The following is a 26,957-nucleotide window of genomic DNA, read 5'->3' on the forward strand; positions in this document are numbered from 1 at the left end:
GATATTAATATAACTCCTGATACTTCTTGTATGCATCCTATCTTAGAAGATAATACTTTAGTATGCTTACATGGAGGTAGAGTTAAGTTAAAAGCAAAAAAAGCTAAAAGAATAAAATCAGACAATATTCCTATTATGCTTAATAATGAAATACAAGGAGCTAGTATAAGTGGATGTTTAAATCCACCTATACTAGGAGGACCTTGTACTAAAGTAGCTATGGTATTTGCTTATACTTATTCAGATCATAAAGTTAATAATAAACATTCTGTGTTACAAATGGGTTTGATAGGAATGAGTATAAAAGGTTATCCTATATTTGCTATACCCAAAAAGAATAAGATTAAATTTGCTTTAGCTAAAATACAAGCTAGTCCTCTTGCTAAGATTGAGTATGATAGGATAAGATGGGAAGGGGTAGGAGGTAAAAACAATCAATTACCAATTCAAACCCATCACATTGCCACTGATAAGAGTAAAAGATTTACTAAAGAATTTCAGAAAATAATAAAAAAATATAACTTAGAATTAGATGAAGACTGGAATAAAGTTAAAATGCCACATCGCGGAAGACATCCTAATGAATATCATGAATATATTCTTGAAAAAATGAAGAAAATTGATAAAATAGCTAGAGGGGATAAGAATAAATTCTTAAAAGAATTTGAAAAACTAAAAGAAGAAATCAAAAATAATCCTGCTATACTTCGCAAAGAATACTATAAGGAGAGAAAACAATGAGATATTATAAAATGATGTATAACTATAATCATAATGATGTGGATAATTGGTGCTCTTGTAATCTTGTAGATATAAAAAATAATAATGAATATGCACTTTTAGAATCTAAACCTATCACAAATTGGCAAACACCTACATTTGAAATCGATAAAGATGAAGGAAGCATACTAACTGGTCTTATACACAATGACTGTGGTTGGCGTATAGTCTCTCCTAAATTTGTAAAATTAATGGAAAATTTAATCAAAGATTGTGTGCAATATTTGGATGTAGAAATTAAAAATCAGGAAATAAATTATTATGATTGTAAAATTATGCATGTAATAAAATCACTTGAGGCTTTAGATTATGAACATTCTATATATACTTATATGGGTGATAATGATGAATATCTAAGTATTACTAAAGCTGTTTTAAAAAAATCAAAACTTGATGGAAGCCATATATTTAGAATTAAAGATGATGAAGTACCTGTTTTTGTATCAAGTGAATTTAGAAAAATAGTGAGAGAAAATAATTTATTAGGTTTTAGTTTTAGTGAAGTTATGGTATATGAAAATTGAAAGACTAAAAGCTATAAAAAATTTTGCAATTTAATATAAAAAGATTTTTAGTTATAATTTCATTTTATATTTAAGGAAAAATTTATGGAAGATTTAAAACTTTTACAAAGACGTTGGGAAGAAGCTTATGAAGCTATGCCTAAACTTTATGAAACACCAGATGGGTTAATAATAAATTTCACCCTAAGTGAAGATACAGATACTATTCTTTTTAAAAAACCTTGGGAAAATTTTGAACTAGATGATGAAGATAAAGAAACCAAATGGAGGCTGAGTTTTTTTAGCATTAGCAAAGATGAGCCTTTGGGGTATTTAGAGTATAAAGAAGCTTTAGAGAAATTGCAAGTTTTTCTTTAATTCAATCAGAAGAAAGGATTTTAATTAGAGCAATGAGTTTAGAAGAGCTTGAAAGCTTAGAGCTTAAAGGGTGGTAATGCTTCCTCAACCTATATTTTTAAATAAACTTATAGAATTTTTATCTGATGAAAATTTAGATATTGTAAATATGAAAAAAGGTGTAGATAAAATTTTTTCTAAAAAAGATTTTTACGCTATATTAGAATTAAATATTAAAATTATGAATATAGCGAAATTAATTTTTAAAAGTGATGAACAATTAAATATATTATTACCACAAGCTTCTAATTATAAGAATACAAATTATTTTCCTCAAGAATTAGAGTTAAAAAAAGAAATGGATGTTAATCTTAATGATTTAAAAAATTGTGATAATAAAAAAATAATAGAAATAATTAAGCAAGAATATCAAAATAATCTGATTAAAGAATTGGATATTAATTCTCAAAAAGAAAAAATCAAAATACTTTTTATTATTAATGAAGTGCCAAAATTTTTAAAATCAATCTATAAAGAATGTAAGTTTAAAGAATATGGATTAGCAAATTATTTGGAATTTGATGAAATTTGGGGTTTTTATGAAAATAATACTAGATATTTTACTATTTTAACTCCCATGGGTGCAAATAAAATAAAATTGCGTTTAGAAAATACACAAAACAGCGAAAAAGAATCTAATATCATAGAAGTAAATTTAGATAAAAAATAGATTTTAATAACAAAAATAAGCCATTCCTTTTTTCTACTCAAATTTAGACTATTTGTGTTAAAATAATAAATATAAAAATTAAAAACATAGTGGATTTATACCAAATTATAAACACCATAAACTCAACCCCCAAAAGGATCTTCAATGTCCCTTAATTCTTATATGAGTCTTGATATTTTAAATTCTACTTCAAATCCCCTACCCTTTAAAATCACTAAAGCCCTTATCAAAGAAAGTTAGGAGATGAAGTGATTATTTCTTTTTTAGATGATGATATAGATAAACCTTATGTGAGCTCTAGTTTGTATAATGGGGCTAATCCAAGTTTAGTAAATCTTCCTTTTAATGATCACCAAACTTCTCTTTCTTCTAAAACCATAGGTGTTAATGAAGAAGGTTATAATGAACTTACCCTCTCAAATATAAAAGATAAAGAACAAATTTATTTAAAAGCCCAAAAGGATTATGATGAATTAGTACAACATAATTTCACTCAAAGAATTTTAAATGATAAAGATTCTATAGTGGATGGAATTTATAATGAAAGGATTAAAAAGGTTCATACTCAAACCATAGACTTAGCTAAAAATGTCAATGTAGGAGGAGAATACTTAACTAATGTAGGCTTATCTAAAGATACCATAGTAGGATTAAGCAATACCTTAAATGTAGGAGTAGATAATAAAGTAAGAGTGGCTAAAAACTCTCATGAGTTTGTAGGAGAAAACAAAGACATAGAAATAGGTGCAAATCAAAATACTATTATACATAAAGATGAAATAAGAAATGTGAAGGGGAATAAAAAGGAAGTGGTTGAGGGGCATTATGGTATTAATGTCAGTGATAAAATGCAAGTGTTAAGCGAGAAAGAGATGGATTATAAAAGCAAAGATAATATTCTTTTTACAAGTAATGAATCCATAGGATTTGAAAGTGATAAAAATACAAGCATGGTAGCTGATAATATCACAACTTATGCAAAAACTATTCATGAGTTAAAAGCCGATAGCGAAGCGACTATACAGGTAGGAGAAACAATTATTAATGCAAAACCTGATTGTGTTATCATTAAAGCAGGTGGAGTAGAAGTAATTATAGACTCTAATGGACTTGTGGTTAAAGGTGGAGAGCTTAAAGCAGAGTAAAGGATAAACAATAAAAAAACCTTTTTACAAACTTAAAAGATTTTATATACCTTGTGGTGTGCTTATAGCTTTGATTATTTTTATAAGCTTAACTTATCATTTTTTACAACGACCCTTAGAGCTTATCTTTTGGGATAGATATGATATATCGAAATTATCTATTAATAACAAAGAGAAAAATTTTAAAACAATGAAAACTGTGAATTACTCCTACTTTCGCTAACGCTTAGAAGTAGGAGGTTCCTAACTAAAGCCAAGTATTCTTAGCTAGCTCGAAAGGCTTCTTGTTTATAGCTTACACCTAAATTTTCATTAAAATATTAAAACTTATACAAAAATCTTTCATAAATTGTTTCAGAAGTTAAAGAATTTGTTTGGTATAATTACATTAAGGGTTTAAGCCGCAGGCTGACCCCCTACGGCTAAATTGTGAAACCCCTGAAAGGAGGTAACTCAATGAGGTTCGTACAACTCATTCTAGTGGTTATTATACTGCTTTGTTTATTTATAGTCAAGGCATATTAACCAAGCCTCATTTTTGGGGCAACTGGAGTGGGTTACCTGCGGTATCAAACAAACTTTTAACTAAGCCTATCTTCCTTTCTATTGAATTATTTTATTTTTTAATTTATATTTTTCTTGCTTATGCTAAAAGATAAGATTCAATCATAAATAAAATGTATTAAGAAGTCAAAGAATTTGTTTGGTATAATTATAAAAGGGTGCAACGCCAAAGGGGCTGCAACCCTTTAGCGTTAATTTACCGCCCAGAAGGGAGGTGAGTTTAATGCTCAAAATTGTTCTAATAATTATACTCTTAATGCTTTGCTATGTCAAGGCTTATTGAGTATCCCCTGCTTTTGCAGGGTTTAGAACAATCCCTTTGGCTTACCAAACAAACTTTTAACTAAACTTCTCTTCTTCTATTGATTTTCTATATTTGAAAAATTTTATTTTTTAAAAAGTATATGTTTTTTGTATTATTAATTTTTCAAGTATGTTCTTTTGGTTATTTTAACTATAAATCACAGTCCTCTTGAGTTTTCTTGAAAATAAAAAAATAGAGAAAAACTCATAAAAACCCTAATCATACACTTAAATTCTTATCTAAAAACTAAAAATAATCCAGAAAGAATTAATATTTTGGTTGAAATATATCAAAATTTACAAAAATGTAGCCGAACTCCTGATCTTATTGATATAGAAGAACTTGAATTTAACAAAGAAGACATTTTCGAAGAATTATTTTATGCTTTAGGCGGTTTAGGAGGTATGTATTCCGTAGAAATGATACAATCAAGAATTGCAAATTTCATCAAAATACTTGGCGGAGAACCTAAACTTTTATTAGAAAGATTCACAGCATAGACTTCAAAAAGAAGTCTATGTAAATAATTAATTTTAGAAAAATTAATTATTCAATAACGCAGTTTTTATTGTATCATTTGTTGCTTTGGCATATATAGTAGTAGTATTTAGATTTGCATGTCTTAGAATTTTTTGTATGACCACAAGGTTTGTTCCTTTGGCTGTTAATCTCATGGCTAAAGTGTGTCTAAGCAAATGAAGTCCTTTTTTGCTGATCAAAGCTTTAGCGTAAATATTATTTACAATCAAAAAAGCATTACTTCTGTTTAAATGTTTTCCTGTGCTAGTTTGCATTATGTAATCACTATCTTGGATATTTTCTTTAAAATATTCAAGCTCATCATCTACTTCTTCTTTTTTAATAAATGCAAATTGTTCTTTACCGCCCTTGCCTATTATGGATATTTTTAATATTTCATCATCAACCTCTTCAAAATCACAAAGTTTTACATTTAAAGCTTCAGAAATTCTAAGTCCTCCATAAAGCATAAGTTTTATCAGTAAAGAGTTTCTAAAACTATTGTAAACTTCTTTTTTTGCTTTTTCTTTCTCTAAAACATTATTTAGCCTTATAATTTCATTTTCATTAAGATAATTTAATTTTTCTTCTGATTTTTCTGTTCTAAATCTAATTTTCTTCATATCAAAGGAAAAAATAAACAAATCATCATTATTATCGCTTATAAAAGAAAAAAAGCTAGTTAATGCTCTCAAATAAGTTATTTTTGTTTTTTTTGATAGTTTATTGCCATTTTTTGAATTATTTTCTAAATAATTAAGAAAATTGACTAAAAAAGTCGTTTTTATATCGTTTATTTGCATTTCATCTTGATAATCTAAAGAATATTCTACAAATTCTAGTAAAATACGCCTATAAAGTAAAAAAGTATTATTTGAATAGGATAATGCTTGAATATGTTTCAAATAAGCTTCTATCCAACGCTCTAAATCTTCACTTATTGTAGTATTTTTAAGTTTCATTTTATTTACATCCTTTTTTTATAACATAATTAACAATTATGTTATATTTATTTGCTTGTGTTAATACCAAAATATATATTTTAATAGGCTTATTTTGATATAAGATTATGTTATATATTTTAAATTATATCATAAAAATATTTATATTTTTGCATTATTTGTCTATTTATACAATTTTTTATTAATATTATGGTATAATTTATATATTTTAACAAATAAAGGATAAAAATGGAAAAAAATACAATAAATAATGAAAATATTCAAAAAAATGAAATATTAATTCCAAAAAGAGTATTATTTGATGAAAAAACATTAAAAATGATAGAAATGATGATTCCTGCTTACAAAGATGAAATTTCTAATGTAGCTAAAGAAAATGAGAAAATTAATCAAATGATTAAGCTTGCTATAGAAAAAATGTTTAAAAATGATTTTTTGAATAAAATAAATAATTTTTAATTAGGTTTTTTTATGAATAATGTTTTGTTGCACAGAATAACTGAGAAAGGAAACATTCGCTATTATAGCATAGAAATTATTGCCACTCTATTTGAGGAATATATGGTTGAGAGAGTTTACGGAAATGTGCGTTTTAAAAGTTGCACAGGAAGAAAAAATAATGTATTTCCAAGTTTTAATGAGGCACAAATTTTTTTTGAGAGGTTAAAGAAACAAAAAATGAAAAAAGGGTATGCGTAAGTTTTTGCTCAAAAAATAAGAAAAAACATTGATAAAATAGGCTTTTGAGATAAGCTTTTAGCTAAACTCTCAAAAACAGGTAAAAAATCCTTATCAAATCCGCTAATTTCAATTTTTATAGCCATTTGTATCCTTTCTTATATAATTTTTATTTTTATTATACCATAAAGGGTTTTGTTGTAAAATTGGAAAAAACTTTTTTTATATATAAAATTACATAAATAAGACAATCAAAATACAATATAAAAGATTAAAGAATAGTAAAAACGGTTTTTTAAAAAAACTAATATAAATATATGGCTAATTATATAATTAATCCTCCTCTAAGCCATCATTAATTCCTGCTTCTGCAAGTTCAAGTTGTTCTTTTTGATACACTTTATCATCTTTGGCATCTTTAAAACCTTTTAATAATAAAGTTTTCATTTGCTCTATATATTCTTGATCTTTACACATATTAATCCTTTTTATTTATCAGGTTTAAAACCACTATCTAAAATTATTTTTGCATTGCACCTTTAAGTTTATCAAAACGATTTAAAGCTTGCATATTACTAACTCTAAGCAATCTTATTTTATCATCTTTTTTATAAAACACTTTAAAAACTTCATCACTTTGTTTGTGTTTTACCATATCATCTAAAGTAGGACTATCTATGAATTCATATTCTTTGGTAAAATCTTCATTTAAAACATCGAATAAATCTTGAGAAATAACCATTAGGATTAACTGGATCATAAGTATAAGAACTTACTACACATTCTCTCATAGCTTTTTGTATTTCTTCTTGGGATAATTTTTTCATAGTGTTTTTCTTTTTTCTTTCTATTATGATATAAATGACTTAATATGTAGTTATGGATTTTTATAAACTTGATTAATTTAACTTCAATTATTAAAACAACTCGCTATGAGAACCTATATTAATACATGTTAAAATAAGTTTATCATCTTGTTTTTGATAAATTAAGAGCAAATCAGGTTTTACATGACACTCTCTAAGCTCTTTAAATTCACCTTTTAGTTTATGATCTTTGTATTTTCTTTCAAGAGTTTCATTGTTAGATAAGCGATAGACTATTTCATCTACTAAGTCTTTTTCTTTTAGCGTTAGCTTCTTATAGTTTTTCTTGTATTCTTTTAAAACTCTAATTTCATATTTCACGCATAGCCTTTTTATACTCATCAAAGTTTTTAAAAGTTTCATGCTCTCCATTTTTCATTTCTTCTAAAGCCTTTTTCATAGAACTTTGTTTTTTCTCTTCTGGAGTATCACATTCTAACAAACAATAAGTAGCTTTTAGGCTTTTAGCTAAACTCTCAAAAACAGGTAAAAAATCCTTATCAAATCCGCTAATTTCAATTTTTATAGCCATTTGTATCCTTTCTTATATAATTTTTATTTTTATTATACCATAAAGGGTTTTGTTGTAAAATTGGAAAAAACTTTTTTTATATATAAAATTACATAAATAAGACAATCAAAATACAATATAAAAGATTAAAGAATAGTAAAAACGGTTTTTTAAAAAAACTAATATAAATATATGGCTAATTATATAATTAATCCTCCTCTAAGCCATCATTAATTCCTGCTTCTGCAAGTTCAAGTTGTTCTTTTTGATACACTTTATCATCTTTGGCATCTTTAAAACCTTTTAATAATAAAGTTTTCATTTGCTCTATATATTCTTGATCTTTACACATATTAATCCTTTTTATTTATCAGGTTTAAAACCACTATCTAAAATTATTTTTGCATTGCACCTTTAAGTTTATCAAAACGATTTAAAGCTTGCATATTACTAACTCTAAGCAATCTTATTTTATCATCTTTTTTATAAAACACTTTAAAAACTTCATCACTTTGTTTGTGTTTTACCATATCATCTAAAGTAGGACTATCTATGAATTCATATTCTTTGGTAAAATCTTCATTTAAAACATCGAATAAATCTTGTTTATAAGCATTTGATGAATGGGGATCGCAAGAATGAACATCAATAATATAATCTTGTATATTTTTTTGCATAGCAAATCCTTTAAAAAATAGTATAAATTTTTATTTTTAGAATGACTTAAAATCTTTTTTAATTTTTATAAATATTAAGGATATTATTTTTTATATTATGTTGATGATCTTTTTTATCAAAGTCATAAAATGTAACAAATATGGCTACGGCTATTGCAAAAGCTAAAATAATATATTGTCCTAATGAATGAGATAAATCCATATTGTTTCCTTTGTAATATGTTATTTTAACATATAAATTATAATAAAAAAGAAAAAAATAAAATGAAAATAATAAGAAATTGATTTTTTATTATTTATTATGACAATCTTATTTGAGTACTTTTAAAAAGCTTAGAGTATAAAGTGTTGTGATGTAGCTTTTAAAAAGAAGAATAAAAACAAAGAAGCAGAAAACACCCTTATAAAAATTATTAATTATATTCACTAACCATAGATGTAATAAAAAATATTGAGTAAAATATAATCAAAACAAATTTCTATTTATTTTTATAAAAACTGCATTTTTAAATTTGCTATGTTATAATTAAAAAAAGGTTGTATAAATATGAAAAATTATTATATTTCAGAAGGTGTAAAAGCTTTATTTTCTGTCTATTTTAAAGATCAAACTGAAGAAAATTTCATTAAAGCTCTTAACGAATTTGCTAAAGAAAGCCAAATAAATTCTCAAGAAATAAAAGACAAATCTTTTAGAGAATTTAAAGAAGCCATTTCTAAATTACCAACTATAGATCTTTTGAATACTAGATTTGATAAGCTTGAAGATTCAGTAGGTGTTAAACTTGATAAGCTTGAAAACAAACTAGATAGCTTTAAAAGAGAAGTTAGAACATATGTAATTATTCTTGCTGCTTTAATGTTTATTTTACAGCCTACAATTTTTGATTTAATTTTGTCTATCTTTAAATCATTTCTAAGACAATAAGGTTTTTAACTTTTACTTTCGTTAGTGTATTTATCATTGAGATAATGAGCTACTAAAACCAATATGCCAAAAACGAGAGTGATAGCACCAATTAAAATAGCTATATTATAACCATCCATTTTTTCTCCTTTTTTCAAAAAAAGTTCAATCTTTAAGAAAGATTGATGATAATGCAACTACCGTTAAAATTAGCAAACTTTCAATTAAAATAATAAAAGCTCTACTATCGCCTGTTTGTAAACCATAAAGACTATTTATAAACAATCCTATGCCAATAGATTCCATGAATCTTAAGATTGCTTTTGTAGGTATTTTTGTAAATATTACTATTTTTTTGAAAAAATTTTTCTTTTTTCTCCTTATCTTATAACAAAAAAATGCTAAAAGTCAAGGGATAAAATATCCCACCTTAGGGTTAAGTTACACTAGATTGTTTCTAGTGCGAGAGTATTATTTTAAGTGTTCTACCATAAAGTCCATTATTGCCCAAACACTTGAAATTATAGTGGCAATGCTAACAACACAAGCTCCTATAAGCCAATAGATTCCTTGTTGTTTAATGAACTTACCGATAGTTTGATTTCACTTTGTAAGGAACTTTCCATTCGTTTGATTTCGGCTTCAAGTCCTTTAGTCTCAGATTGGAATAAATCCTTGCTAACCAACTCATTTCTTATTTGCTCAATGGCTTCTTGCTTTAAATTCCCAAAATTAAGCCTTTGCGTTGTTGCTCTATCATTAGCAAATTCTTCAAAAGCTTGAATGAGCTTTTTAGCTTGATCAGTATCTGAAAAAATACTTTTCAATAATGTTTTAAAGCTCTCATTGAGTGTAATTTCTTTTTCCATGGCATATCCTTGCATACTAACTCCTAAATTATAACATATTTTCATGTGCGTTCTTAGGCTACATTTCCAATTTGTTTCCACCATGTTTTTTTCTCAGAGTGAAATCTATAACCTAATTGCTTGATTTTTTCATTTAAACCATAGGTATTTCCTACAATCCAATAATAACCATCTTCATTTTTCACTTCGAGTCCCAAAGATAACAAAACTTGTCTTTCATCTTCGCTAAAAGTTGTAGCGTTTGATTGTGAAAAGTTTTGTGAGAAATCAACTTTCTTTTTGTTTTCATGAGTATTGTTTTGGTAAGCTTCAATATCGATAATAATATTGCTACTTTCAGTAACTCCAACACCCATTTCTTCAGCAGAATATAATCCACTAAGTTGGAATTTTACCACTAGCCCAAGTATTTATTGTAGAAGCAGAGACATCTAATTGTCTTCCTAATTCAGTTTGAGTAATGTTTAACTCTTTACAAACTTCTTTAATAATATTTTCTTTCTCTTCTGTCATGCTAATCCTTTATTTTAGATTAATATTTTTTAGTAATAATTTTTTCATTACTTTTCAGAAATGAAAGGATTTGGCTCATTTTTTGAGTTTCCCTGTCTTAGTGCAGGGCTTATTATATTTTCTACTATTTTATTTTTAATCATTTCAAAATCTTTGTCATTGATTTTTCCTATGTAAGTTTTTATCCTTTTAGTATCAAAAACTCTCATTTGTCCTAAAAGTGCAACTTGTAAAGCGCCTTTATTATCCTTAAATTTGTGAAATAAAAAGCCTTTTTTTGTTTTTAGTCTTAGAACTTAAAGGTGCGCCTAAAAATGTGCCATTATAAAAACTATTTATTACCAAAACAGGACGCGTAAAAAACTCATTTTTACCTTAAACTTCAGCACCGATATTTAAACCAATGCTAAGCCAATAAATCTTTTTTTACACTAACTTTTCTGATTAATTTTACTTTGTTTAAGCTCTTTTTTCGTTCGTTCCAGCTGTCAAATTGCACTTCGTTCATTTTATTTCCTTTATATCTTTTGACATAATGCTATGTAATGCTGCAAGCAGAAGTTTTATCTTTAAATATTTCTTTTCTATATTTTTCTAAGTTTTTTTCATTGTTTCTCCTGCCTTTTTAAAAATTAATTCTCGATTTGTTTTTCAACTAATTTTCTCTTTCTTTTTTTAATTTATTGGTATTTTGGTTTATGATTTATATAAAAAGCAAGATCCTTATTATAACAGTTCCATTTTTTTAAATAGCGAAAAATGAAAGGAGTGATAAAAATTTTGAGATTTTTCGATGTATAAAATAAGGCAGATTTTTATTTTATCAATAGCAATTATTATTAAAAAAATAGCAGAAAATTTCATTTGCCTATATTAATTGTAACTTTTTATTACAATCAGCATTTTCAAAAAACTTTATCATTATTTCAGCTTAAATTTTATCATTTAAAATTAAACTTGATATAAATCTTTTCCGTATGCTTTGCTCGCTCGATTTAAATATATAAAAGCATAATATTGAGTAATACTATGTAATTTTAAACAAGGCATGGTTTTGATAAAATTTTTAGATGAAAAAATCTACAAGCTTGATTGTTTTATTGATTAATTCCAAAACAAGAACTAAAAATTAACAATCTTAGTCTATTAAAATTCTTTTTATACAATTAAAAAATAATTATTATATACAAATGTGAAAATATGGATAATACGCAAAAATATGCAGCTATAGATCTTAAGTCATTTTATGCTTCTGTTGAATGCATTTTAAGAAAATTAGATCCTCTAAATACCAATCTTGTAGTTGCGGATGAAAGTAGAACTGAAAAAACAATATGTCTTGCGGTATCTCCCGCATTAAGATCTTATAATATATCAGGCAGATTAAGACTATTTGAACTAATACAAAAAGTAAAAACAATCAATTACGAGCGCTTAAAAATTGCTAAATATTTCAGTGCAAAATCATACAATCATCTTGAACTAATAAATAATCCTAATTTAGAACTTGATTACATTGTTGCAAAACCTAGGATGTCAACATATATAGACTATAGTTCTAAAATCTACAGTATTTATTTAAAGTATTTTGATCCAAAAGACATTCATATTTACTCCATTGATGAAGTATTTATTGATTTAACTCCTTATATCAAACATTATAAGCTATCTGCTGACAAACTCATTGAAAACATATTATTTGAAATTTTAAAAACAACTCAAATAACAGCAACTGCGGGAATAGGAACAAATCTTTACTTAGCAAAAATTGCAATGGATATATTAGCCAAAAAACAAAATATTAATAAAGATGGACTTTGCATAGGGTATTTGGATGAAATGCTTTATAGAAGAAAATTATGGCAACACACGCCCATAAATGATTTTTGGCGTATAGGCAAAGGATATGCAACAAAACTAAAAAGCATAGGCATTAACAATATGGGAGATTTAGCAAGATACTCTCTTAATAACGAGGATAAACTTTATCAAATTTTTGGAGTAAATACTGAGTTATTAATCGATCATGCTTGGGGATTTGAAAGCTGTACAATGCAAGCTATTAAAGAATATAAAAGCAAACATATCTCTAAGGTAATGGCTAAGGTTTTGCCTAAGCCTTATAGTTTTAAAAAAGCTAGAAATATGCTTAAAGAAATCGTCGATCATATGGTTCGAGCTAATTGAGCAAAATTTAACATGCAATCAAATCGTTTTAGATGTACAATATGATAAAGAAAGCTTAGAAAAGGTACAAAGCTACAATGGTCCAATGAGCAAAGATTCCTATGGAAGATCTATTCCAAAAAATGCACATTCAACAATCAATTTGGATTACCACAGCTCTTCCTTGGAAACTATTTGCAATAAAGGTTTAGAATTGTTTGATTTAATAGTTAATGCTGATTTTTTAATTAGAAAAATAAGTCTTACTCTTAATAATGTTGTAAAAAATGACACGATAAAAAAAATTAAAGAACCCAGTCTTTTTACTGACTTAGAACAGAAGGAAAATAAAAATTTTATAAAAGAAGAGAAATTACAAAAAGCTAGACTCGCGATTGTTCACAAATATGGAAAAAAATCTATTTTTAAAGCCTCAAGTCTTGAAAATGGCTTAAAAATTAATTCGCAAATAGGAGGACACAATGCCTAATAACCACGATGATATTATTAATATTAAATACAAAAAATCTACAAAATATCCTCTTATGCCATTAGAAAAAAGAGCGGCACAGTTTGCTCCATTTTCAGTGCTTAAAGGATTTGATGAAGCAATTGAAAAAAAGAAAAAAGAAATGGAAAGAAAGCTTGAAAAGTCTATCTATATAAACGAGTAATCATGTTTTTATGAGAAAAATATTTTAGATATAAAAATCAATAAAAACAAGTAAAAAAATAAGTATTTTTTAAATAGTGTATTTTTTATACCACTTTTATCTCTATATATTTTAGACTTAAAATAAAATTAATTAAAATTAGTATTAAAATTTTATCTTTTTTTTCTGTGAATTTTCATATAAAAAATATTGTTTTTTAAATGATTAAAAAAATAAAAAAATTATCTTGTACTTTTCACGAGCAAAAATTCAAAGAGAAAATTACAGCAAAACTATATTTATTTTGATTTATTTTTTTGTTTTTTTATCTATCTTTACTCTAAAATTTTTGTAAATTTTTCAATTAAAAAATACTCCAAATCCAAACCCACGAAAAGACAAAAAATAGTTTTAATTAAGCATTAAAAAGTCTAGGTTTAAGCAAGGGCATTTTTGTACCTAACCTAAAGCAAAGAATGCCTATTTTTAGGGACTTTATAGCATAGCTTATTGCGATTTGTCTTTTTTAAAATATTGCACCCAAAAAATTTTTGTACCTACCATACATTAACTTCGTTAATAATATTGCCATTTTTGTACCTAACCTAACCCTGAAATAGAAAAGTATTCTTCTCGCCCTTTATCACCTCATTTATCACCTCATTTATTCCCTCATTTATTCCCTCATTTATTCCCTCATTTATTCCCTCATTTATTCCCTCATTTATCACCTCATTCTTTCTCATTTACTCCCTATCTTTGCCATTTTTTAAACATATTTCTAGCATAAACTTTCCCTGATATATAAAAATACTCATTTCATACCCAAGTTAAATAAAAATACGGTATAATTTCATAAAGCACTAAAACCACAGGAGAAAACTTATGTCTAAAACTAATACACGCCCAAGCGAAAAAACAAAATGCACAAAGCCATAGAAACTTGGTTTACCAAAATATACCTAAACAAAATAATCCACAAAGAGAAAAACGACAAATTATTTGTCAATATAACTAGCTGTCTAGCATTCATACTCTCAATCTATGGCAAAACAGATGAAAACAAAAGCAAAATGACACCTGCTGTTATGTCTTATATCAAAAAAACAAAAAACACTTTTATTGCCAAACTAAAAAGAGTTAAAAACCATGAGAACATTATCGATTTACAAGCCAAATACCCAAAGCTTGATATAGTTTCAGCCTATCAGTTTCTAACACTCAAAGACAAATTCAAAATCACCAAATCAGAAATCCAAGATTTTGAAACACTAATCGATATTCTTTCAAAAAACGCCCAAAAATCAAAAAAATAACCCTAAAACGATAAAAACATTAAAAAAATCATTTTAGCCTTTTAAAGGCTAATTTTGTCATTTTAAACCCTATATCCATTCAAGATACCCACTTGCAATCAAAAAAACACAAAAAAACCTACAAAAATCGCAACACAAAACAAAAACCACAGTCCATTTCAAAACTGCAAAGCATTTTTGAAAATTCGCAAGAACTTCTAAAATAAGCCCTAGCTCTCATATTATCGCTATAAATCAAGCACAATCAAAAATACACGCCATGAAGAAAATTTTGTAGTTTTTAGCTCTAAAGTCTATTTTTGCCAAAAATCTTACACAATAACTCGATTATCAATAATGCTTAAAAACCTACAAAATAGATATTTTAAACAAACTCTTTTTTGTAGTTAAGTTGTAATAAAGTTGCACTCAAGTTATAGTAAAAATAACATTAACTACATATTAACTACACTTTTACTTCAAAAAACATGCAAATTTTCACATTTTTGTAGTTAAAGTGTAGCGAAAGTGTAATAAAGTTGAACTCAAATTGTAGTTAAGTTGAAATAAAAATTACATAAACATAAACTATACTTGAAGTAAAGTTGTATTAATGTGTATCACATATTGAAATAAAATTACATATTGCTTGAAAACAACTTGTAATATATGTATTTTATTTAGTTGATTTGTAATTAACTCGCAACAACTTATATTTTAACTCCAACAGGAAAAGTAATAGGCACTCCTATTGAAGGAGCGGTTGATTCTGGCATACTTTTTGGACTATTGAAAGGTTTAGAAGATTATAAGAAAGGACAATTAGGTTTTTAGCGTGGAAAAAAACATAGAAAAATTAATTTTAGAAGCCTATGAAGATAGTAAAACTAAATTTAACCATGTTACTACAGGACATATCAGTCAATATTTGAAAAGAAAATATGATTTAAAAATCAATTGTAGTAAGGCATTAATAGAAGCAGACTTTGATCTTGAAAAAGATGAAAACGAACCTTCTTTAGTTTATGTTAAAAAAGCTACCACAAGAAACAAGACTTCAAATCGTGATCAAATTCAAAACAAAGTTGAAGAGAAACCTTTGTTGTTTCAATTTGCCTATTTTCCAAATTTTCTAAATACACTCCAAGAGCTTTCTAATATAGCCCAAAAAGAATTTTGGGGAAACGGAAATAATATTTTATTTTCTTATCTATTTAAATATTTTGAGTTCATTTACGAAAATAAAAGCTATCCTGATATTATTACTTATAATAAAGACAAAACAAAGGCATGTTTCAATACAGGTTTGTATAGTACAGGTGTTTTTCCAATATTTGCATACTTTGAAATTCAAGAAAACGGAGGATATGTTTTTAGAAAATTTTGTTCTAATGGAGATAGAGTTTTAGATGATTTAGAAATACCTAAATCTTTAAGCGATTATGATACATTCAAAAATGAAATCATTTTTGACAGTAAATTGGATTTTAGGGTAAATCATTTGCATCTTTTTGAGAGAAAAGAGCGATTACCTGAAATTGTGAAAAAACTAAATGATAGGTTCATAGGACACATTATTAATGGTGAATTGAAAATCATCAAAGATAATTATAATCTTCAAAAGATGATTATTCCTGCAGCTTATAAGCAAAGGGTAGTTTTATACATTCCTTTGAAACTTCAAGAAGAATCAGTTGATACGATAGTTGTAGTTGAAAAAGAGGAAGTTAAAAACGAACAGTATTACGCTGTGAGAACTATACTAAATCCGCAAGATAATATTTACAAAACCGCAAGAGTTCTTTCGATAGTTGAATCTGAATGGGTAAAAAACACCATTTGAAAGTGAAAACATTGGTAAAATAGGCTTTTGAGATAAGTCATTTTACCATATAATTTTATTTCCAAAAAAGAAATGGAAAGAAAGCTTGAAAAAAGTACTTACAAGTGTGAATAATAATATTTTTTGTAAAAATTTGATATGATTTAAGAATATTAATCCAATATTAGAGAAATTCATGCCAACAGAACAGACCGATCTTGAATATTTGTTTTCTAAAGAAAGATTAGAATCTTATAATAATATTTACGAACATTTTGATAATTTAAAAATGATTGCAAGCATAACAACAAAAATAGCAATACTTGAACTAGTATTAAGAAATTTACTAGATAAACATATGAAAGAAAAAGATTTAGAATGGTTAAGAAATTATAACGAAGAAAACATCAAACAAAAAATAATTAAATTGCAAAACAAAGAAATATTAGATAACAATCAACTCATTTCAAGAATTTCTTTAGGAGATGTAATATTTATAATTAAGCTAGAACACTTAGAGGCAAAAATAATTAATTCTTCTAATATAAATTTTAAAAAATATTATGCACACAACAAAGAATATTACTTTCACTATGTAAATAATAAAAAATATAAAAATAGTTTTAGCAATATAGAAAAAGCAAATACTGTTCTTAACCTTTTACTCACAATCAGAAATAGAAGTTTTCACTGGGAAAATTTATATAAAACAAAAATAACAAATCAAAAGGCTTTAGCTCCTAGAATCACCACAAAATCACATAATACCTTTATAGGCGTTATGCCAAATAAAATCAATGCTTTTTTAAGTGATTTAATAGAGAGTTTTGAAAAAGATTTGAATAGCTACTTAAAATAGTATTTAAGATGGGCGATCTCGATCCGCCCTTATAATGATTTTAAATTATATCATACAATAAAAAAATTGTCAATTTAGTTTATGAGGAACTAAAAAATAAAGAAATTTTTATAGAAGTTTTATAATAGAACATATTAACGATAAAGACTTTGCAAGAACAAATAGCCGAAAGCCACGCCTCTTTCGGTTAAGTGTTTTTTGTTACAATTGTATTAAGCTTAGACTAAGTGTGGTTTTTATAGAATTTTCAACGGTTTTTTAAGTGAGATAATCAACAAGCTTGATTATCTCGTTAATTAATTCTAAGACAAGAACTAAAAAATCAATGACTACTCATCATGTCTCCTTCTTATAACCGAAAGAGTAGCCATGCTTAATACGCTTTAATTATAGTATTTTTGAATGAATAAGTTTTAATGTTTTATATGAAAATTTGGGTGTTATCTCAATTCTTTCCTATAATTTGTTTTTTTCTTCATCATTATGAAAAATCATTGTTTCAATACAATTTTCTTTACAAAATTGTTTTATTTCATAATTATTGTTTGTTTCATAGAATTTAACAAGATGGGTAAAAAACTCATTCATATCATTCTTAGCAATTGCCAAAATACCGAATCCATTTTCAATTAAAATTTTATTAGCAATTAGCATTGAAGTTCTTTTATTTCCATCAAAAAATAATTGACTTCTCATAAGATATAACATCAAATACAATGCTACTTCTTTTTTATTTTCATTTTTTAAAATTGTTTCTATATTTTCACTAACCTCATAATCAATAGGTAATTTTGGTTTAAAATTTGTTCCACTTATTTTAACATCAGCTGTTCTTAAAAATCCTGATTTATGAACCAAATCTCTGCCTACAATCCTATTAAAGTCCTATATCAAACTCAAACTAACTTTTTCATTAATGGTATCAAACAAATAATTCCAAGCTCTTTTGAGATTTAAAATTATTGTTAAATCTTGTATTGTTTTATCAGGAACACTAAAGCCATCTATAATCATTTGAGTTTCAGGAAAAGTAACATTTACACCTTCTAAATTCGCGGATTTCCAAATAATATCTACAAGGTTTCTTTTTGCTAAAAATATATTTTCTTCTAAAGTTAAATTTCTCATTTTAAATCTTTCCTTCATAAAAATCCGCCTTGAGTTTTAACTCTTGGCGGAAATAACCCTAAAGGCTTAACTATGAAACGACATAGTAAGCGTTTTGTGAGATTATATCTAAACTTTATTAAAAGAATTGCGTTCGGTTTATAAGTGATACTTAATAAAAAGTGTGTATAATACATACTTATAAGGATATTATAGTGAGTAAAAAAGATAAAATTATTAAAGATTTAAAAAATAATCCTAACAATGTGCGCTTTGAAACGCTTAAGATTTTATTAGAAAGCGAAGGTTATGAATGTTTTAATAAAGGCGGATCACATTATCAATTCAGAAAAAAAGAATGTGATCTTATTACTATTCCATTTAAACGCCCTATAAAGGCTATATATGTCAAAATGGTTTTAAAAGCTATAACAGGAGAATGAATGATGAAAGACTTAGATTACTATCTTAATCTACCTTATGAAATTATTATAAAAAAACTTGATGAAAAAGATGGCGGAGGATATTTTGCAAGATATAAAGATTTCCCTTATATTATGGGAGATGGTGAAAATGAAATAGAAGCCTTAAAAGATCTCAAAGAAGCATTTAAAGGAGCATTAGAAGTTATGCTTGAAAAAGGTGATTATATTAAAGAACCTATTGATAATGAAGCAAAAATTAGAATTAATATTACCTTGCCTAAAAGCTTAGTAGAGGCAATAGATACAATAAGCGATAATAGAAGTAAATTCTTAGCTGATCTTGCAAATAGCGCTATAAAGTCTTATAAAATAAGCACTTAAAAATTGACATAGTTAAATAAAAAAAGAAATCCGTTTCAAACCACTAAAAAATAGGCATTTTATAGCAAAAATACTTGCAAAAATTATTAAAAATGGTATAATTATGTTATATAAATTGAGAAAGGAGTTGCTTATGACTCTTATTATTGAAAATGTTAATGAAGATTTTTTACCTGCATTCAAGGGTTTAGCAAAAAGCATAAATGCCAAATGTAAAATTTCTAAGCCTAAGTTGAGTAGTTTTGAAAGTAAGATATTAAATGCAAGCAAAGAACTTGATAAAGAAAAAAAAGTCAATACTGCATTAAGCTTTAATTCGCATCAAGACTTTGTGAAAGCTTATCAAAATGGCAAAATATAAAATTTATTACCATAAAGATTTTATAAAAGCTTACAAAAAAATAAGCGATGAAGAGCGTAAAATAACTGATGAAGTTATTGTAAAACTTTCTAATGATGAGAATTTAGAACCTAAATATAAAGATCATCAATTAAAAGGTGTATTAAAAGATTTTAGAGAATGTCATATAAAGTCTAACTTGTTATTAATTTATCAAAAACATAATAATGAGTTAGAGCTAAATATTTTAAAACTAGGTAGTCATAGTAAGTTATTTAAAAAATATTGAAAGGAATAAAGATGGATAAAGCACACTTAATTATTTATTTAGCAGTATTTGCATCTATCGTTAGTGTTTTAATAACTTGTTGTCTTTTATATCTAATCAGAGATAGGTTAAGCAAATTGTATCCTAAAAATACATTATTGAAAATCAAGAAGTTTTTAAAAGAGAATGTTAGAGTTGTTAATCGCCCATTAGATGAATTAGATAAAGATGATTATAGTTTTATAAAAAAAGATATTTTAGGATATGTATAAATACTAAGCCTAGTTAAAACTAGACTCAGTGCATTATTATTTATAAGTATCATTGATTTTTTCATTTCTTTCTTTAATAGCAGTTCCTGCTTTTTTCTCAGTTGCACCTGCTGCTTCTTGCACCTCAAATGCTATTCCTTCTGATTCAATTTTAGTAGGAGCATTTCTTGTTTTTAAGAAACCTTGATATCTTGAATTTAAATCATCTATGGCTTTATTGTGATCAGTCATAACGCCTTTTGGATCATAATAATTATGTTTTGATTGATCGTGTAATCCATTTGAATTGACATTAGAGTTTACTCCTGCATAGTGTGATAATCCTTGCATATCTCCCCTTGCAGCCATATTTTCAACAGCATTCACAGCAGAAGCCACATTTTCTTTATTAACTACGCCACCATAATTTTCATTGATATAGCCTTGAACGATAGATGATCCGCCATCATAACCCACTGAATTATTAAGTGTTTTAGCTTCATTATAGCTATCCATAGAACTTTTAATACTAGCAGAATTTGTAACATTTCCTGTTTTAAGAAGATTGTTAAATGAAGCACTTGCATCTCTATTTTTACCAATTTCATTAGAAATACTTTCATTGAATGATTTTTGGAATGTTTCTTTTTGATCTTTGCTTAGTTTTTGATACCAATCTTCAGATTCTTGCGATGAAGTAGATGCTCCTATACCAAAACTAATTTTTCCTTCTATCACATCTTTATAAGCTTGCGATACATCTACACCTGTTGCTTTAGAATAAGCATTAGCTAAAGCATGTTGTGATGCTTTGGTGATAGTATTTCTATCGTTTTCTGATAAGGCTAAGCTATCTCCTTTGCCACTAGCAACTTCTAAAGCTCTTTGAGATAGGTTAGAATTTTGAATCGCATCACTTAGAGCGTGTTGTCTTGTTTCTAAATTGCTTGCAGTCATACCAGCATTTAAACCTTTAATAGAAGCATTACCTATAGAACCATTAGCATTGATTACAGCGGAACTTCCTGTCATATTATCTTTAACTAATTCGCCACCATGTTGCATATCTCTTGTTCCCATAAAACTTCTACCACCTACACCAAACGAAGATTGAAGAGTATTATAACCTGCACCCACAGCCCAAACTTCATCTCCTCTAGGAGCAGCAATGCTAGTTTGTGTAGATAGAGCTTGCTGATTTGCAAAGCTTCCAGCAGCTCTTGAAGCACCTGTTAGAGCTTGAGATAATCCAGAAGCAAAAGTTACAAATCCTTGTTCACTTGCTTTAGCTATAGCATAAGCTAAAACAGGAGTACTCATCACAAGATAATTCATGAAATTTGATCTATTTGCTACTTCTTTGAATATAAGAATGTTATCTCCTAAGCTTAAAGCTGCTTTTCCACCTGTTATCACCTGTGCAACATTCATAAGATTAAAATCATTTATAAAATTAATAATACAAAGTATAGGAGTCCAAAGTACTATCCAAATACATAGAGTAAAAAACATCTTAATATGAGCATAAGAGCCAAACACAATAGAAAGCAAAGCAACAAGCCAAGACAAACCTATGATAATAGCTGTTAAATAAGCTTTAGCTAAAGGCAAATAAGTTTGTGCCAAGTGTCCTTGTGCTTGCATACTTGCATAAAATTGCTGATCCGCATAAGCAGTATTTGCAGCCACAGAAGCAGGATTTAATCCTACTGATTTAGCGGTATTAATGATTGCATCTTGAGAAGCAAGCATTATCATGGATTGTTGCAAATAAGATCTAGCACTTACAGCTTGTTCATTATAGATTTGTGCAGCGCCTAAGAACTTTTGCTCATAATTTGCCATATCATTCGCCATACCAAGCAAAGCAGCATGAATCTTCATAGCTTCATCTGTATCGTTTTTAATCATTTCAACGATTTGAGGACCTGCATCAGAACAAGGTACAACACTTTGTTTTTCAATATTATTGTTATTTTCAAACAAAGGAGTAAGCTGAGAGCCATTGCCTATGTTTGTGAAAAGATCTTGTATTAAATTATCAGAGTTTTGAAAAAGATTTCTACCTTGTTGATTAAGCAAGATACCTACTGAAACGCAGTTTCTAAAATAAAAATCAATATTTTTTTGTAAAGTTGCATCAATAGCCGAAAGCTTTACACTTGGTAAAGTACTCATCACTTGAAGTGAAAAACCTAAACCTGCGTTAGAAAAATTTGTAGATTGTGGAGTTGAAAAATGTTTTTCCATAGCTTCTAGGATAACCTTCTCAAATTGCGTCATCAATGCAAAGCTTTTTCCTATGCCTATAGGAATTTGAGAAATGACATAATCTTTGCTAGTGACTTCATCGTGAATCATGAAGCGGTGATTATTGTCATTTGGCGCCCTTAAAAATATGTACCACACTACAGCAAAAAGTACAAACATTTTTCCAAGTTCAAACACAGGGTTTGTTTGTCCATCCATTGCTTTTTTGATACTAAAAAGCAATAATGAAATAGCTAAGGCTGCATTAACGATATAGCCTGTTTCAGTGGTTATTCCTTTAACAGCTTGCATGATTTCATTCATCACATCGCCATAACCCCAAGTATAAATTAGATTTCAGTTGCACCAAGCAAAAATGAAGGTGCAAAAAACAAAGTGCTAAAGAATAAAAAGTAAAATCTTTTCATGGACTGTTTTAAGAAGTTAAAGAGTTTGTTTGGTATAATTATAAAAGGTAGATGCCAAAGGCGGCTACCTTTGGCATTAATCATAACCTAGAAAGGCGGTGATTAAATTGCTAAACATTGTTCTAATAATTATACTCTTAATGCTTTGCTATGTCAAGGCTTATTGAGTATCCCCTGCTTTTGCAGGGTTTAGAACAATCCCTTTGGCCTACCAAACAAACTTTTAACTAAACTTCTCTTCTTCTATTGATTTTCTATATTTTTTTATATTTTTTATTTGAACTAAATAATAAACTTAACAAGATTTAAATTTACCAAATCTACTATCTTTTTACTTCAATCTCACATTCATAATCATATTAGATAAAAAGATACTATCTTTATCAAAGTCTTTTGAGTTATATTCATTTTTTGATTGTATAGTTTGCATAGTTTGTATTAAAGTTGAAAGATTGTATAAACTTAAACTTTCTAATATATTTATGAGTTCTATCTTGCTTAAAGTATTAAAATCATTTAACAATCTAAGATAATTACTTATAATAGAAGAAGAGTGAATACTATGAAATAAAATTTTATTTTTTATATCTTTTTTAATAAAAAATTGATTATTTTTTATATAAAAATAATTTCTAAAATGATTATTGCTTATTATTTGATTATAAAAACTTAGAAGACTTTCTTTGCTGTTTAAGTCTATAAAATTAAGATAAAAATTCTTTTCTTCTAAGGCTAATTTTAAAGCATTAAGATTTGCAAAAGAAGCATTAATATTTTCATTATTTTTTAAAGCATAAACGATATTTTCTTGTTCTTGTTTTTGGGTAATAGCATATTGTAATAAAGGATTTTTATAATGTGTATCGCTATTGATTAAAACATTGATATAAAAAGCTTCTTTGCTTTTTTGAGTTAATTGAAGCAAAGATAAAAGTGTAGAAGGGATATAAAAAGAATCAAGCTTTAAATTTAAATACTTATCATAAGTATTTATATAAGTTAATTCTTGACTAAAATCCAAAGCTTGTTCTTTTAAATTTAAAAGCATTGTTCCACCTAATCCTAATAAAGCTAGATTTTTGAAATTCTCTAAAGCTTTTCTTTTTTCTAAATCGATTTGAAGTATTTTTTGCATTGTTTTTCCTTTTGTTTTTATTTTACTTTAAATATTTTTTTATTTTGATTAAATTACTCTTTTATATTATGCTCTTTAGCATAAGCTAGTATTTTAGCTCTTAAATCCTCTGGAAAATTATATCTATATATAGCAGGAATTCTTGGGTCAAGAAGTCTATCAAGCTTATGTCTTTTATAAATAATTTCTAGTCTTTCAGGGCTATAGTATCTTGGAGCATTAGGATAGCCTTGAGGAGGAGTTAAGGCTGCTAGTTTGGCGCTTAATACTAGAGTATCTTTGAATAAAGTGGCTTGTCGATCACCCCAATCATTTGGAATATCAGCATCGAATCTAGTTTCCATTCCATTTACATATCCATCCATATAATGATCAAATTCTTTCCTGCTTTCAGAAGTAGAATCTATATCTCTTGGATCTTTTAATTTACCTTTTTCAATATCATCATATAAAGCCCAAATGATTCTACCTTCTTCATCAAGAGCAAATTTATATCGATTTAAATCAATCACCCAATCTACTCCTATAATCTCATCTAAAAAAGGAAGCATACCAAATTCATCTAATAAACTCTCATAATGATAATCGTGTAAATCGTAAATCATTTTTGCTCTAAGCTTATTCCAATGTTGCCCTGTAAGAAAAGAATTAGAACACAATACTGCTAAACCTAAACTTTTAAAAGCATTTTTATCTCCAAGTTGAGCTTGTAAAAACAATGCTTGTTGTTGTCTTGCTTTAAATCCTACGGCAGCTGTAGGACTAGCTTTAATATTTCCCAAAAGTAAAGCAGACAATTCCCATTCATTAAAGAAAGAATAAGATTTTAATGTTCCACGATGAGAACTTACTTCATCGTAAATATAGGCATAATCTTCATTAACCAATCTTCCTTTTTCATCTACATTAGCATAAGCATCATAGGGTATATCTATAACCACAGATCTTAATCCACTTCTTATTGCTAAATATTTATATCTTTCTCTTTTAGTTTTTAAAGATTTATAATAAGCTTTTTCTGCTTTAGTCCAAGGAGCTATAGCTCCTTTTATAGGATCTTTTAAATAAATACTTTGCCATTCTTTAAATTCAAGTAAAGTAGAACTTTGTCCTGTATAAAAGTTAGGATCTAGGTATTGGGGTTTATAGTCTTTGTAGGGGGAGTTTCGTTTAATGTTGTGTGCTTCAAACAAAGCTTTGGAATATTCTTCGGTATAATTGCCCTTTGCTGGTGGATGTGAATCTAAACTTTCTACAAAATATATTTTGTTTGTTTCTTTATCTACTTTTACAGCTATTCCATTAGGTGTATAAATTTTATAAGTCTCACTCATTATTTATCCTTTCTTAATTTATCCCATATATAAACCATCTTCTATGATTATAGTAGTAGCTAGTCTAGTTATGAAATTCATTATTTTCACTCTTTTATATTATGCTCTTTAGCATAAGCTAGTATCTTAACTCTTAAATCCTCTGGAAAATTATATCTATATATAGCAGGAATTCTTGGGTCAAGAAGTCTATCAAGCTTATGTCTTTTATAAATAATTTCTAGTCTTTCAGGGCTATAGTATCTTGGAGCATTAGGATAGCCTTGAGGAGGAGTTAAGGCTGCTAGTTTGGCGCTTAATACTAGGGTATCCATAGTCAGTTTAGCAGATCTTTCATCTCTTTCGTTTCTAATATCTACATCAAATCTAGTTGCCATTCCATTTTTATATCCATCCATATAATGATCAAATTCTTTCCTGCTTTCAGAAGTAGAATCTATATCTCTTGGATCTTTTAATTTACCTTTTTCAATATCATCATATAAAGCCCAAATGATTCTACCTTCTTCATCAAGAGCAAATTTATATCGATTTAAATCAATCACCCAATCTACTCCTATAATCTCATCTAAAAAAGGAAGCATACCAAATTCATCTAATAAACTCTCATAATGATAATCGTGTAAATCGTAAATCATTTTTGCTCTAAGCTTATTCCAATGTTGCCCTGTAAGAAAAGAATTAGAACACAATACTGCTAAACCTAAACTTTTAAAAGCATTTTTATCTCCAAGTTGAGCTTGTAAAAACAATGCTTGTTGTTGTCTTGCTTTAAATCCTACGGCAGCTGTAGGACTAGCTTTAATATTTCCCAAAAGTAAAGCAGACAATTCCCATTCATTAAAGAAAGAATAAGATTTTAATGTTCCACGATGAGAACTTACTTCATCGTAAATATAGGCATAATCTTCATTAACCAATCTTCCTTTTTCATCTACATTAGCATAAGCATCATAGGGTATATCTATAACCACAGATCTTAATCCACTTCTTATTGCTAAATATTTATATCTTTCTCTTTTAGTTTTTAAAGATTTATAATAAGCTTTTTCTGCTTTAGTCCAAGGAGCTATAGCTCCTTTTATAGGATCTTTTAAATAAATACTTTGCCATTCTTTAAATTCAAGTAAAGTAGAACTTTGTCCTGTATAAAAGTTAGGATCTAGGTATTGGGGTTTATAGTCTTTGTAGGGGGAGTTTCGTTTAATGTTGTGTGCTTCAAACAAAGCTTTGGAATATTCTTCGGTATAATTGCCTGTGGGCTTAACATTTTCTTTAAAGAGTATTTTATTGGTATCTTTTTCCACATCTAATGCTAATCCATTGGGTGTATAAATCTCATAAGTTTCACTCATTAT

Annotated in this window: 37 protein-coding genes and 1 pseudogene; 19 read left to right on the plus strand and 19 right to left on the minus strand. The window is 27.2% G+C overall.

Annotation, left to right across the window (positions count from 1 at the left end; translation table 11 throughout):
- Positions 1-30: 30 nt before the first annotated feature.
- From OT390_RS08875 to OT390_RS08900, 6 genes are all read left to right on the plus strand, one after another.
- Positions 31-741 carry an AHH domain-containing protein gene (locus OT390_RS08875; RefSeq protein ID WP_322246934.1) on the plus strand — a complete coding sequence of 237 codons (711 nt, stop codon included), beginning with the start codon at positions 31-33 and terminating at the stop codon, positions 739-741.
- Positions 738-1,304: an imm11 family protein gene (locus OT390_RS08880; protein WP_032586778.1), complete on the plus strand. Its 567-nt coding sequence runs from the start codon at positions 738-740 to the stop codon at positions 1,302-1,304. The genes OT390_RS08875 and OT390_RS08880 overlap by 4 nt, the downstream gene beginning before the upstream one ends.
- A gap of 84 nt (positions 1,305-1,388) precedes the next feature.
- Positions 1,389-1,661 carry a hypothetical protein gene (locus OT390_RS08885; protein ID WP_322246935.1) on the plus strand — a complete coding sequence of 91 codons (273 nt, stop codon included), beginning with the start codon at positions 1,389-1,391 and terminating at the stop codon, positions 1,659-1,661.
- Between the two features lie 76 nt (positions 1,662-1,737).
- A complete protein-coding gene (locus OT390_RS08890; protein WP_002798596.1) occupies positions 1,738-2,370 on the plus strand; it encodes a hypothetical protein in 633 nt (210 codons plus the stop codon).
- 248 nt (positions 2,371-2,618) lie between these two features.
- Positions 2,619-3,515: a bacteriophage T4 gp5 trimerisation domain-containing protein gene (locus OT390_RS08895; protein WP_011049861.1), complete on the plus strand. Its 897-nt coding sequence runs from the start codon at positions 2,619-2,621 to the stop codon at positions 3,513-3,515.
- 1,143 nt (positions 3,516-4,658) lie between these two features.
- Positions 4,659-4,883, plus strand: a complete 225-nt coding sequence (locus OT390_RS08900; protein ID WP_002834764.1) for a hypothetical protein — start codon at positions 4,659-4,661, stop codon at positions 4,881-4,883.
- 42 nt (positions 4,884-4,925) lie between these two features.
- Here the strand turns inward: OT390_RS08900 and OT390_RS08905 are convergent, their stop codons facing one another.
- A complete protein-coding gene (locus OT390_RS08905; RefSeq protein ID WP_002834762.1) occupies positions 4,926-5,864 on the minus strand; it encodes a tyrosine-type recombinase/integrase in 939 nt (312 codons plus the stop codon).
- A gap of 228 nt (positions 5,865-6,092) precedes the next feature.
- Between OT390_RS08905 and OT390_RS08910 the strand changes: the two genes are divergently transcribed.
- Both OT390_RS08910 and OT390_RS08915 read left to right on the plus strand, forming a co-directional pair.
- Positions 6,093-6,323, plus strand: a complete 231-nt coding sequence (locus OT390_RS08910; RefSeq protein ID WP_002834760.1) for a hypothetical protein — start codon at positions 6,093-6,095, stop codon at positions 6,321-6,323.
- Between the two features lie 12 nt (positions 6,324-6,335).
- The gene (locus tag OT390_RS08915; RefSeq protein ID WP_002799350.1) at positions 6,336-6,563 is read left to right on the plus strand and encodes a WGR domain-containing protein; all 228 of its coding nucleotides are present in this window, start codon (positions 6,336-6,338) and stop codon (positions 6,561-6,563) included.
- Between the two features lie 312 nt (positions 6,564-6,875).
- On the opposite strand, the gene OT390_RS08920 is transcribed toward OT390_RS08915, so the two are convergent.
- From OT390_RS08920 to OT390_RS08955, 8 genes are all read right to left on the minus strand, one after another.
- Positions 6,876-7,019 (minus strand): hypothetical protein, encoded by a 144-nt coding sequence (locus OT390_RS08920; RefSeq protein ID WP_002782730.1) that lies wholly within the window; start codon positions 7,017-7,019, stop codon positions 6,876-6,878.
- A 43-nt stretch (positions 7,020-7,062) separates the two neighbouring features.
- Complete coding sequence (locus OT390_RS08925; RefSeq protein WP_162492363.1) at positions 7,063-7,284, minus strand: hypothetical protein; 222 nt, start codon at positions 7,282-7,284, stop codon at positions 7,063-7,065.
- Positions 7,247-7,369: a hypothetical protein gene (locus tag OT390_RS08930; RefSeq protein WP_002813541.1), complete on the minus strand. Its 123-nt coding sequence runs from the start codon at positions 7,367-7,369 to the stop codon at positions 7,247-7,249. Before OT390_RS08930 ends, OT390_RS08925 begins: the two co-directional genes overlap by 38 nt.
- Before the next feature lie 90 nt (positions 7,370-7,459).
- Positions 7,460-7,729 carry a type II toxin-antitoxin system YafQ family toxin gene (locus OT390_RS08935; protein WP_002789000.1) on the minus strand — a complete coding sequence of 90 codons (270 nt, stop codon included), beginning with the start codon at positions 7,727-7,729 and terminating at the stop codon, positions 7,460-7,462.
- The gene (locus OT390_RS08940) at positions 7,719-7,940 is read right to left on the minus strand and encodes a hypothetical protein (protein ID WP_002881155.1); all 222 of its coding nucleotides are present in this window, start codon (positions 7,938-7,940) and stop codon (positions 7,719-7,721) included. The genes OT390_RS08935 and OT390_RS08940 overlap by 11 nt, the downstream gene beginning before the upstream one ends.
- A gap of 187 nt (positions 7,941-8,127) precedes the next feature.
- Positions 8,128-8,271 (minus strand): hypothetical protein, encoded by a 144-nt coding sequence (locus OT390_RS08945; protein ID WP_002782730.1) that lies wholly within the window; start codon positions 8,269-8,271, stop codon positions 8,128-8,130.
- Positions 8,272-8,314: 43 nt separating this feature from the next.
- Positions 8,315-8,596 carry a hypothetical protein gene (locus OT390_RS08950; protein WP_171821596.1) on the minus strand — a complete coding sequence of 94 codons (282 nt, stop codon included), beginning with the start codon at positions 8,594-8,596 and terminating at the stop codon, positions 8,315-8,317.
- 58 nt (positions 8,597-8,654) lie between these two features.
- The gene (locus tag OT390_RS08955; protein WP_002834677.1) at positions 8,655-8,798 is read right to left on the minus strand and encodes a hypothetical protein; all 144 of its coding nucleotides are present in this window, start codon (positions 8,796-8,798) and stop codon (positions 8,655-8,657) included.
- A 345-nt stretch (positions 8,799-9,143) separates the two neighbouring features.
- Between OT390_RS08955 and OT390_RS08960 the strand changes: the two genes are divergently transcribed.
- Positions 9,144-9,524: a hypothetical protein gene (locus tag OT390_RS08960; RefSeq protein WP_322246938.1), complete on the plus strand. Its 381-nt coding sequence runs from the start codon at positions 9,144-9,146 to the stop codon at positions 9,522-9,524.
- A 530-nt stretch (positions 9,525-10,054) separates the two neighbouring features.
- On the opposite strand, the gene OT390_RS08965 is transcribed toward OT390_RS08960, so the two are convergent.
- Genes OT390_RS08965 through OT390_RS08980 form a run of 4 tightly spaced genes read right to left on the minus strand, consistent with a single transcriptional unit; the run spans position 10,055 to position 11,094 of the window.
- Complete coding sequence (locus OT390_RS08965; protein ID WP_223206899.1) at positions 10,055-10,372, minus strand: hypothetical protein; 318 nt, start codon at positions 10,370-10,372, stop codon at positions 10,055-10,057.
- Positions 10,373-10,425: 53 nt separating this feature from the next.
- Positions 10,426-10,728 (minus strand): hypothetical protein, encoded by a 303-nt coding sequence (locus tag OT390_RS08970; RefSeq protein ID WP_002843663.1) that lies wholly within the window; start codon positions 10,726-10,728, stop codon positions 10,426-10,428.
- A 22-nt stretch (positions 10,729-10,750) separates the two neighbouring features.
- On the minus strand, positions 10,751-10,885 hold the full coding sequence (locus OT390_RS08975; protein ID WP_002813602.1) for a helix-turn-helix transcriptional regulator: 135 nt from the start codon (positions 10,883-10,885) through the stop codon (positions 10,751-10,753).
- Between the two features lie 47 nt (positions 10,886-10,932).
- Positions 10,933-11,094, minus strand: coding sequence for a hypothetical protein (locus OT390_RS08980; protein ID WP_002834683.1), 162 nt, complete (start codon positions 11,092-11,094; stop codon positions 10,933-10,935).
- A 991-nt stretch (positions 11,095-12,085) separates the two neighbouring features.
- Here OT390_RS08980 and OT390_RS08985 point away from each other — a divergent pair.
- The 5 genes and pseudogenes from OT390_RS08985 to OT390_RS09005 all read left to right on the plus strand — a co-directional run bounded on the left by OT390_RS08985 (position 12,086) and on the right by OT390_RS09005 (position 17,680).
- A pseudogene (locus tag OT390_RS08985) lies at positions 12,086-13,541 on the plus strand (DNA methylase).
- The gene (locus OT390_RS08990) at positions 13,534-13,725 is read left to right on the plus strand and encodes a hypothetical protein (protein WP_002779581.1); all 192 of its coding nucleotides are present in this window, start codon (positions 13,534-13,536) and stop codon (positions 13,723-13,725) included. The pseudogene OT390_RS08985 and the gene OT390_RS08990 overlap by 8 nt, the downstream one beginning before the upstream one ends.
- Before the next feature lie 902 nt (positions 13,726-14,627).
- Positions 14,628-15,020 (plus strand): hypothetical protein, encoded by a 393-nt coding sequence (locus tag OT390_RS08995; protein WP_002835258.1) that lies wholly within the window; start codon positions 14,628-14,630, stop codon positions 15,018-15,020.
- Between the two features lie 814 nt (positions 15,021-15,834).
- Positions 15,835-16,842 carry a DUF3825 domain-containing protein gene (locus OT390_RS09000; RefSeq protein WP_002835260.1) on the plus strand — a complete coding sequence of 336 codons (1,008 nt, stop codon included), beginning with the start codon at positions 15,835-15,837 and terminating at the stop codon, positions 16,840-16,842.
- Positions 16,843-17,017: 175 nt separating this feature from the next.
- Positions 17,018-17,680 carry a hypothetical protein gene (locus OT390_RS09005; RefSeq protein ID WP_002835411.1) on the plus strand — a complete coding sequence of 221 codons (663 nt, stop codon included), beginning with the start codon at positions 17,018-17,020 and terminating at the stop codon, positions 17,678-17,680.
- A gap of 456 nt (positions 17,681-18,136) precedes the next feature.
- Here OT390_RS09005 and OT390_RS09010 read toward each other — a convergent pair whose 3' ends face one another.
- Positions 18,137-18,538 (minus strand): Fic family protein, encoded by a 402-nt coding sequence (locus OT390_RS09010; RefSeq protein ID WP_167843127.1) that lies wholly within the window; start codon positions 18,536-18,538, stop codon positions 18,137-18,139.
- Between the two features lie 27 nt (positions 18,539-18,565).
- On the minus strand, positions 18,566-18,808 hold the full coding sequence (locus OT390_RS09015) for a hypothetical protein (protein WP_168977566.1): 243 nt from the start codon (positions 18,806-18,808) through the stop codon (positions 18,566-18,568).
- 194 nt (positions 18,809-19,002) lie between these two features.
- On the opposite strand from OT390_RS09015, the gene OT390_RS09020 reads away from it, so the two are divergent.
- The 5 genes from OT390_RS09020 to OT390_RS09040 all read left to right on the plus strand — a co-directional run bounded on the left by OT390_RS09020 (position 19,003) and on the right by OT390_RS09040 (position 20,473).
- The gene (locus OT390_RS09020) at positions 19,003-19,230 is read left to right on the plus strand and encodes a type II toxin-antitoxin system HicA family toxin (RefSeq protein WP_002790357.1); all 228 of its coding nucleotides are present in this window, start codon (positions 19,003-19,005) and stop codon (positions 19,228-19,230) included.
- Positions 19,231-19,233: 3 nt separating this feature from the next.
- Positions 19,234-19,593 (plus strand): type II toxin-antitoxin system HicB family antitoxin, encoded by a 360-nt coding sequence (locus OT390_RS09025; RefSeq protein ID WP_002779573.1) that lies wholly within the window; start codon positions 19,234-19,236, stop codon positions 19,591-19,593.
- A gap of 133 nt (positions 19,594-19,726) precedes the next feature.
- Entirely contained in the window at positions 19,727-19,954 is a 228-nt protein-coding gene (locus OT390_RS09030) for a hypothetical protein (protein WP_002819580.1), read from the plus strand.
- On the plus strand, positions 19,941-20,222 hold the full coding sequence (locus OT390_RS09035) for a type II toxin-antitoxin system YafQ family toxin (protein WP_002782140.1): 282 nt from the start codon (positions 19,941-19,943) through the stop codon (positions 20,220-20,222). Before OT390_RS09030 ends, OT390_RS09035 begins: the two co-directional genes overlap by 14 nt.
- An 11-nt stretch (positions 20,223-20,233) precedes the next feature.
- Positions 20,234-20,473 carry a hypothetical protein gene (locus OT390_RS09040; protein ID WP_002835408.1) on the plus strand — a complete coding sequence of 80 codons (240 nt, stop codon included), beginning with the start codon at positions 20,234-20,236 and terminating at the stop codon, positions 20,471-20,473.
- A gap of 36 nt (positions 20,474-20,509) precedes the next feature.
- Here OT390_RS09040 and OT390_RS09045 read toward each other — a convergent pair whose 3' ends face one another.
- The 4 genes from OT390_RS09045 to OT390_RS09060 all read right to left on the minus strand — a co-directional run bounded on the left by OT390_RS09045 (position 20,510) and on the right by OT390_RS09060 (position 26,954).
- A complete protein-coding gene (locus OT390_RS09045; protein ID WP_284105509.1) occupies positions 20,510-23,026 on the minus strand; it encodes a conjugal transfer protein TraG N-terminal domain-containing protein in 2,517 nt (838 codons plus the stop codon).
- Positions 23,027-23,461: 435 nt separating this feature from the next.
- Positions 23,462-24,265 (minus strand): hypothetical protein, encoded by an 804-nt coding sequence (locus tag OT390_RS09050; protein WP_002789531.1) that lies wholly within the window; start codon positions 24,263-24,265, stop codon positions 23,462-23,464.
- Between the two features lie 53 nt (positions 24,266-24,318).
- Positions 24,319-25,599 carry a hypothetical protein gene (locus tag OT390_RS09055; protein WP_322246929.1) on the minus strand — a complete coding sequence of 427 codons (1,281 nt, stop codon included), beginning with the start codon at positions 25,597-25,599 and terminating at the stop codon, positions 24,319-24,321.
- Positions 25,600-25,685: 86 nt separating this feature from the next.
- The gene (locus tag OT390_RS09060; protein ID WP_168977576.1) at positions 25,686-26,954 is read right to left on the minus strand and encodes a hypothetical protein; all 1,269 of its coding nucleotides are present in this window, start codon (positions 26,952-26,954) and stop codon (positions 25,686-25,688) included.
- Positions 26,955-26,957: the final 3 nt, after the last annotated feature.

The sequence above is a fragment of the Campylobacter sp. CFSAN122748 genome (assembly GCF_045277125.1).
Taxonomy (GTDB): Bacteria; Campylobacterota; Campylobacteria; order Campylobacterales; family Campylobacteraceae; genus Campylobacter_D; species Campylobacter_D jejuni.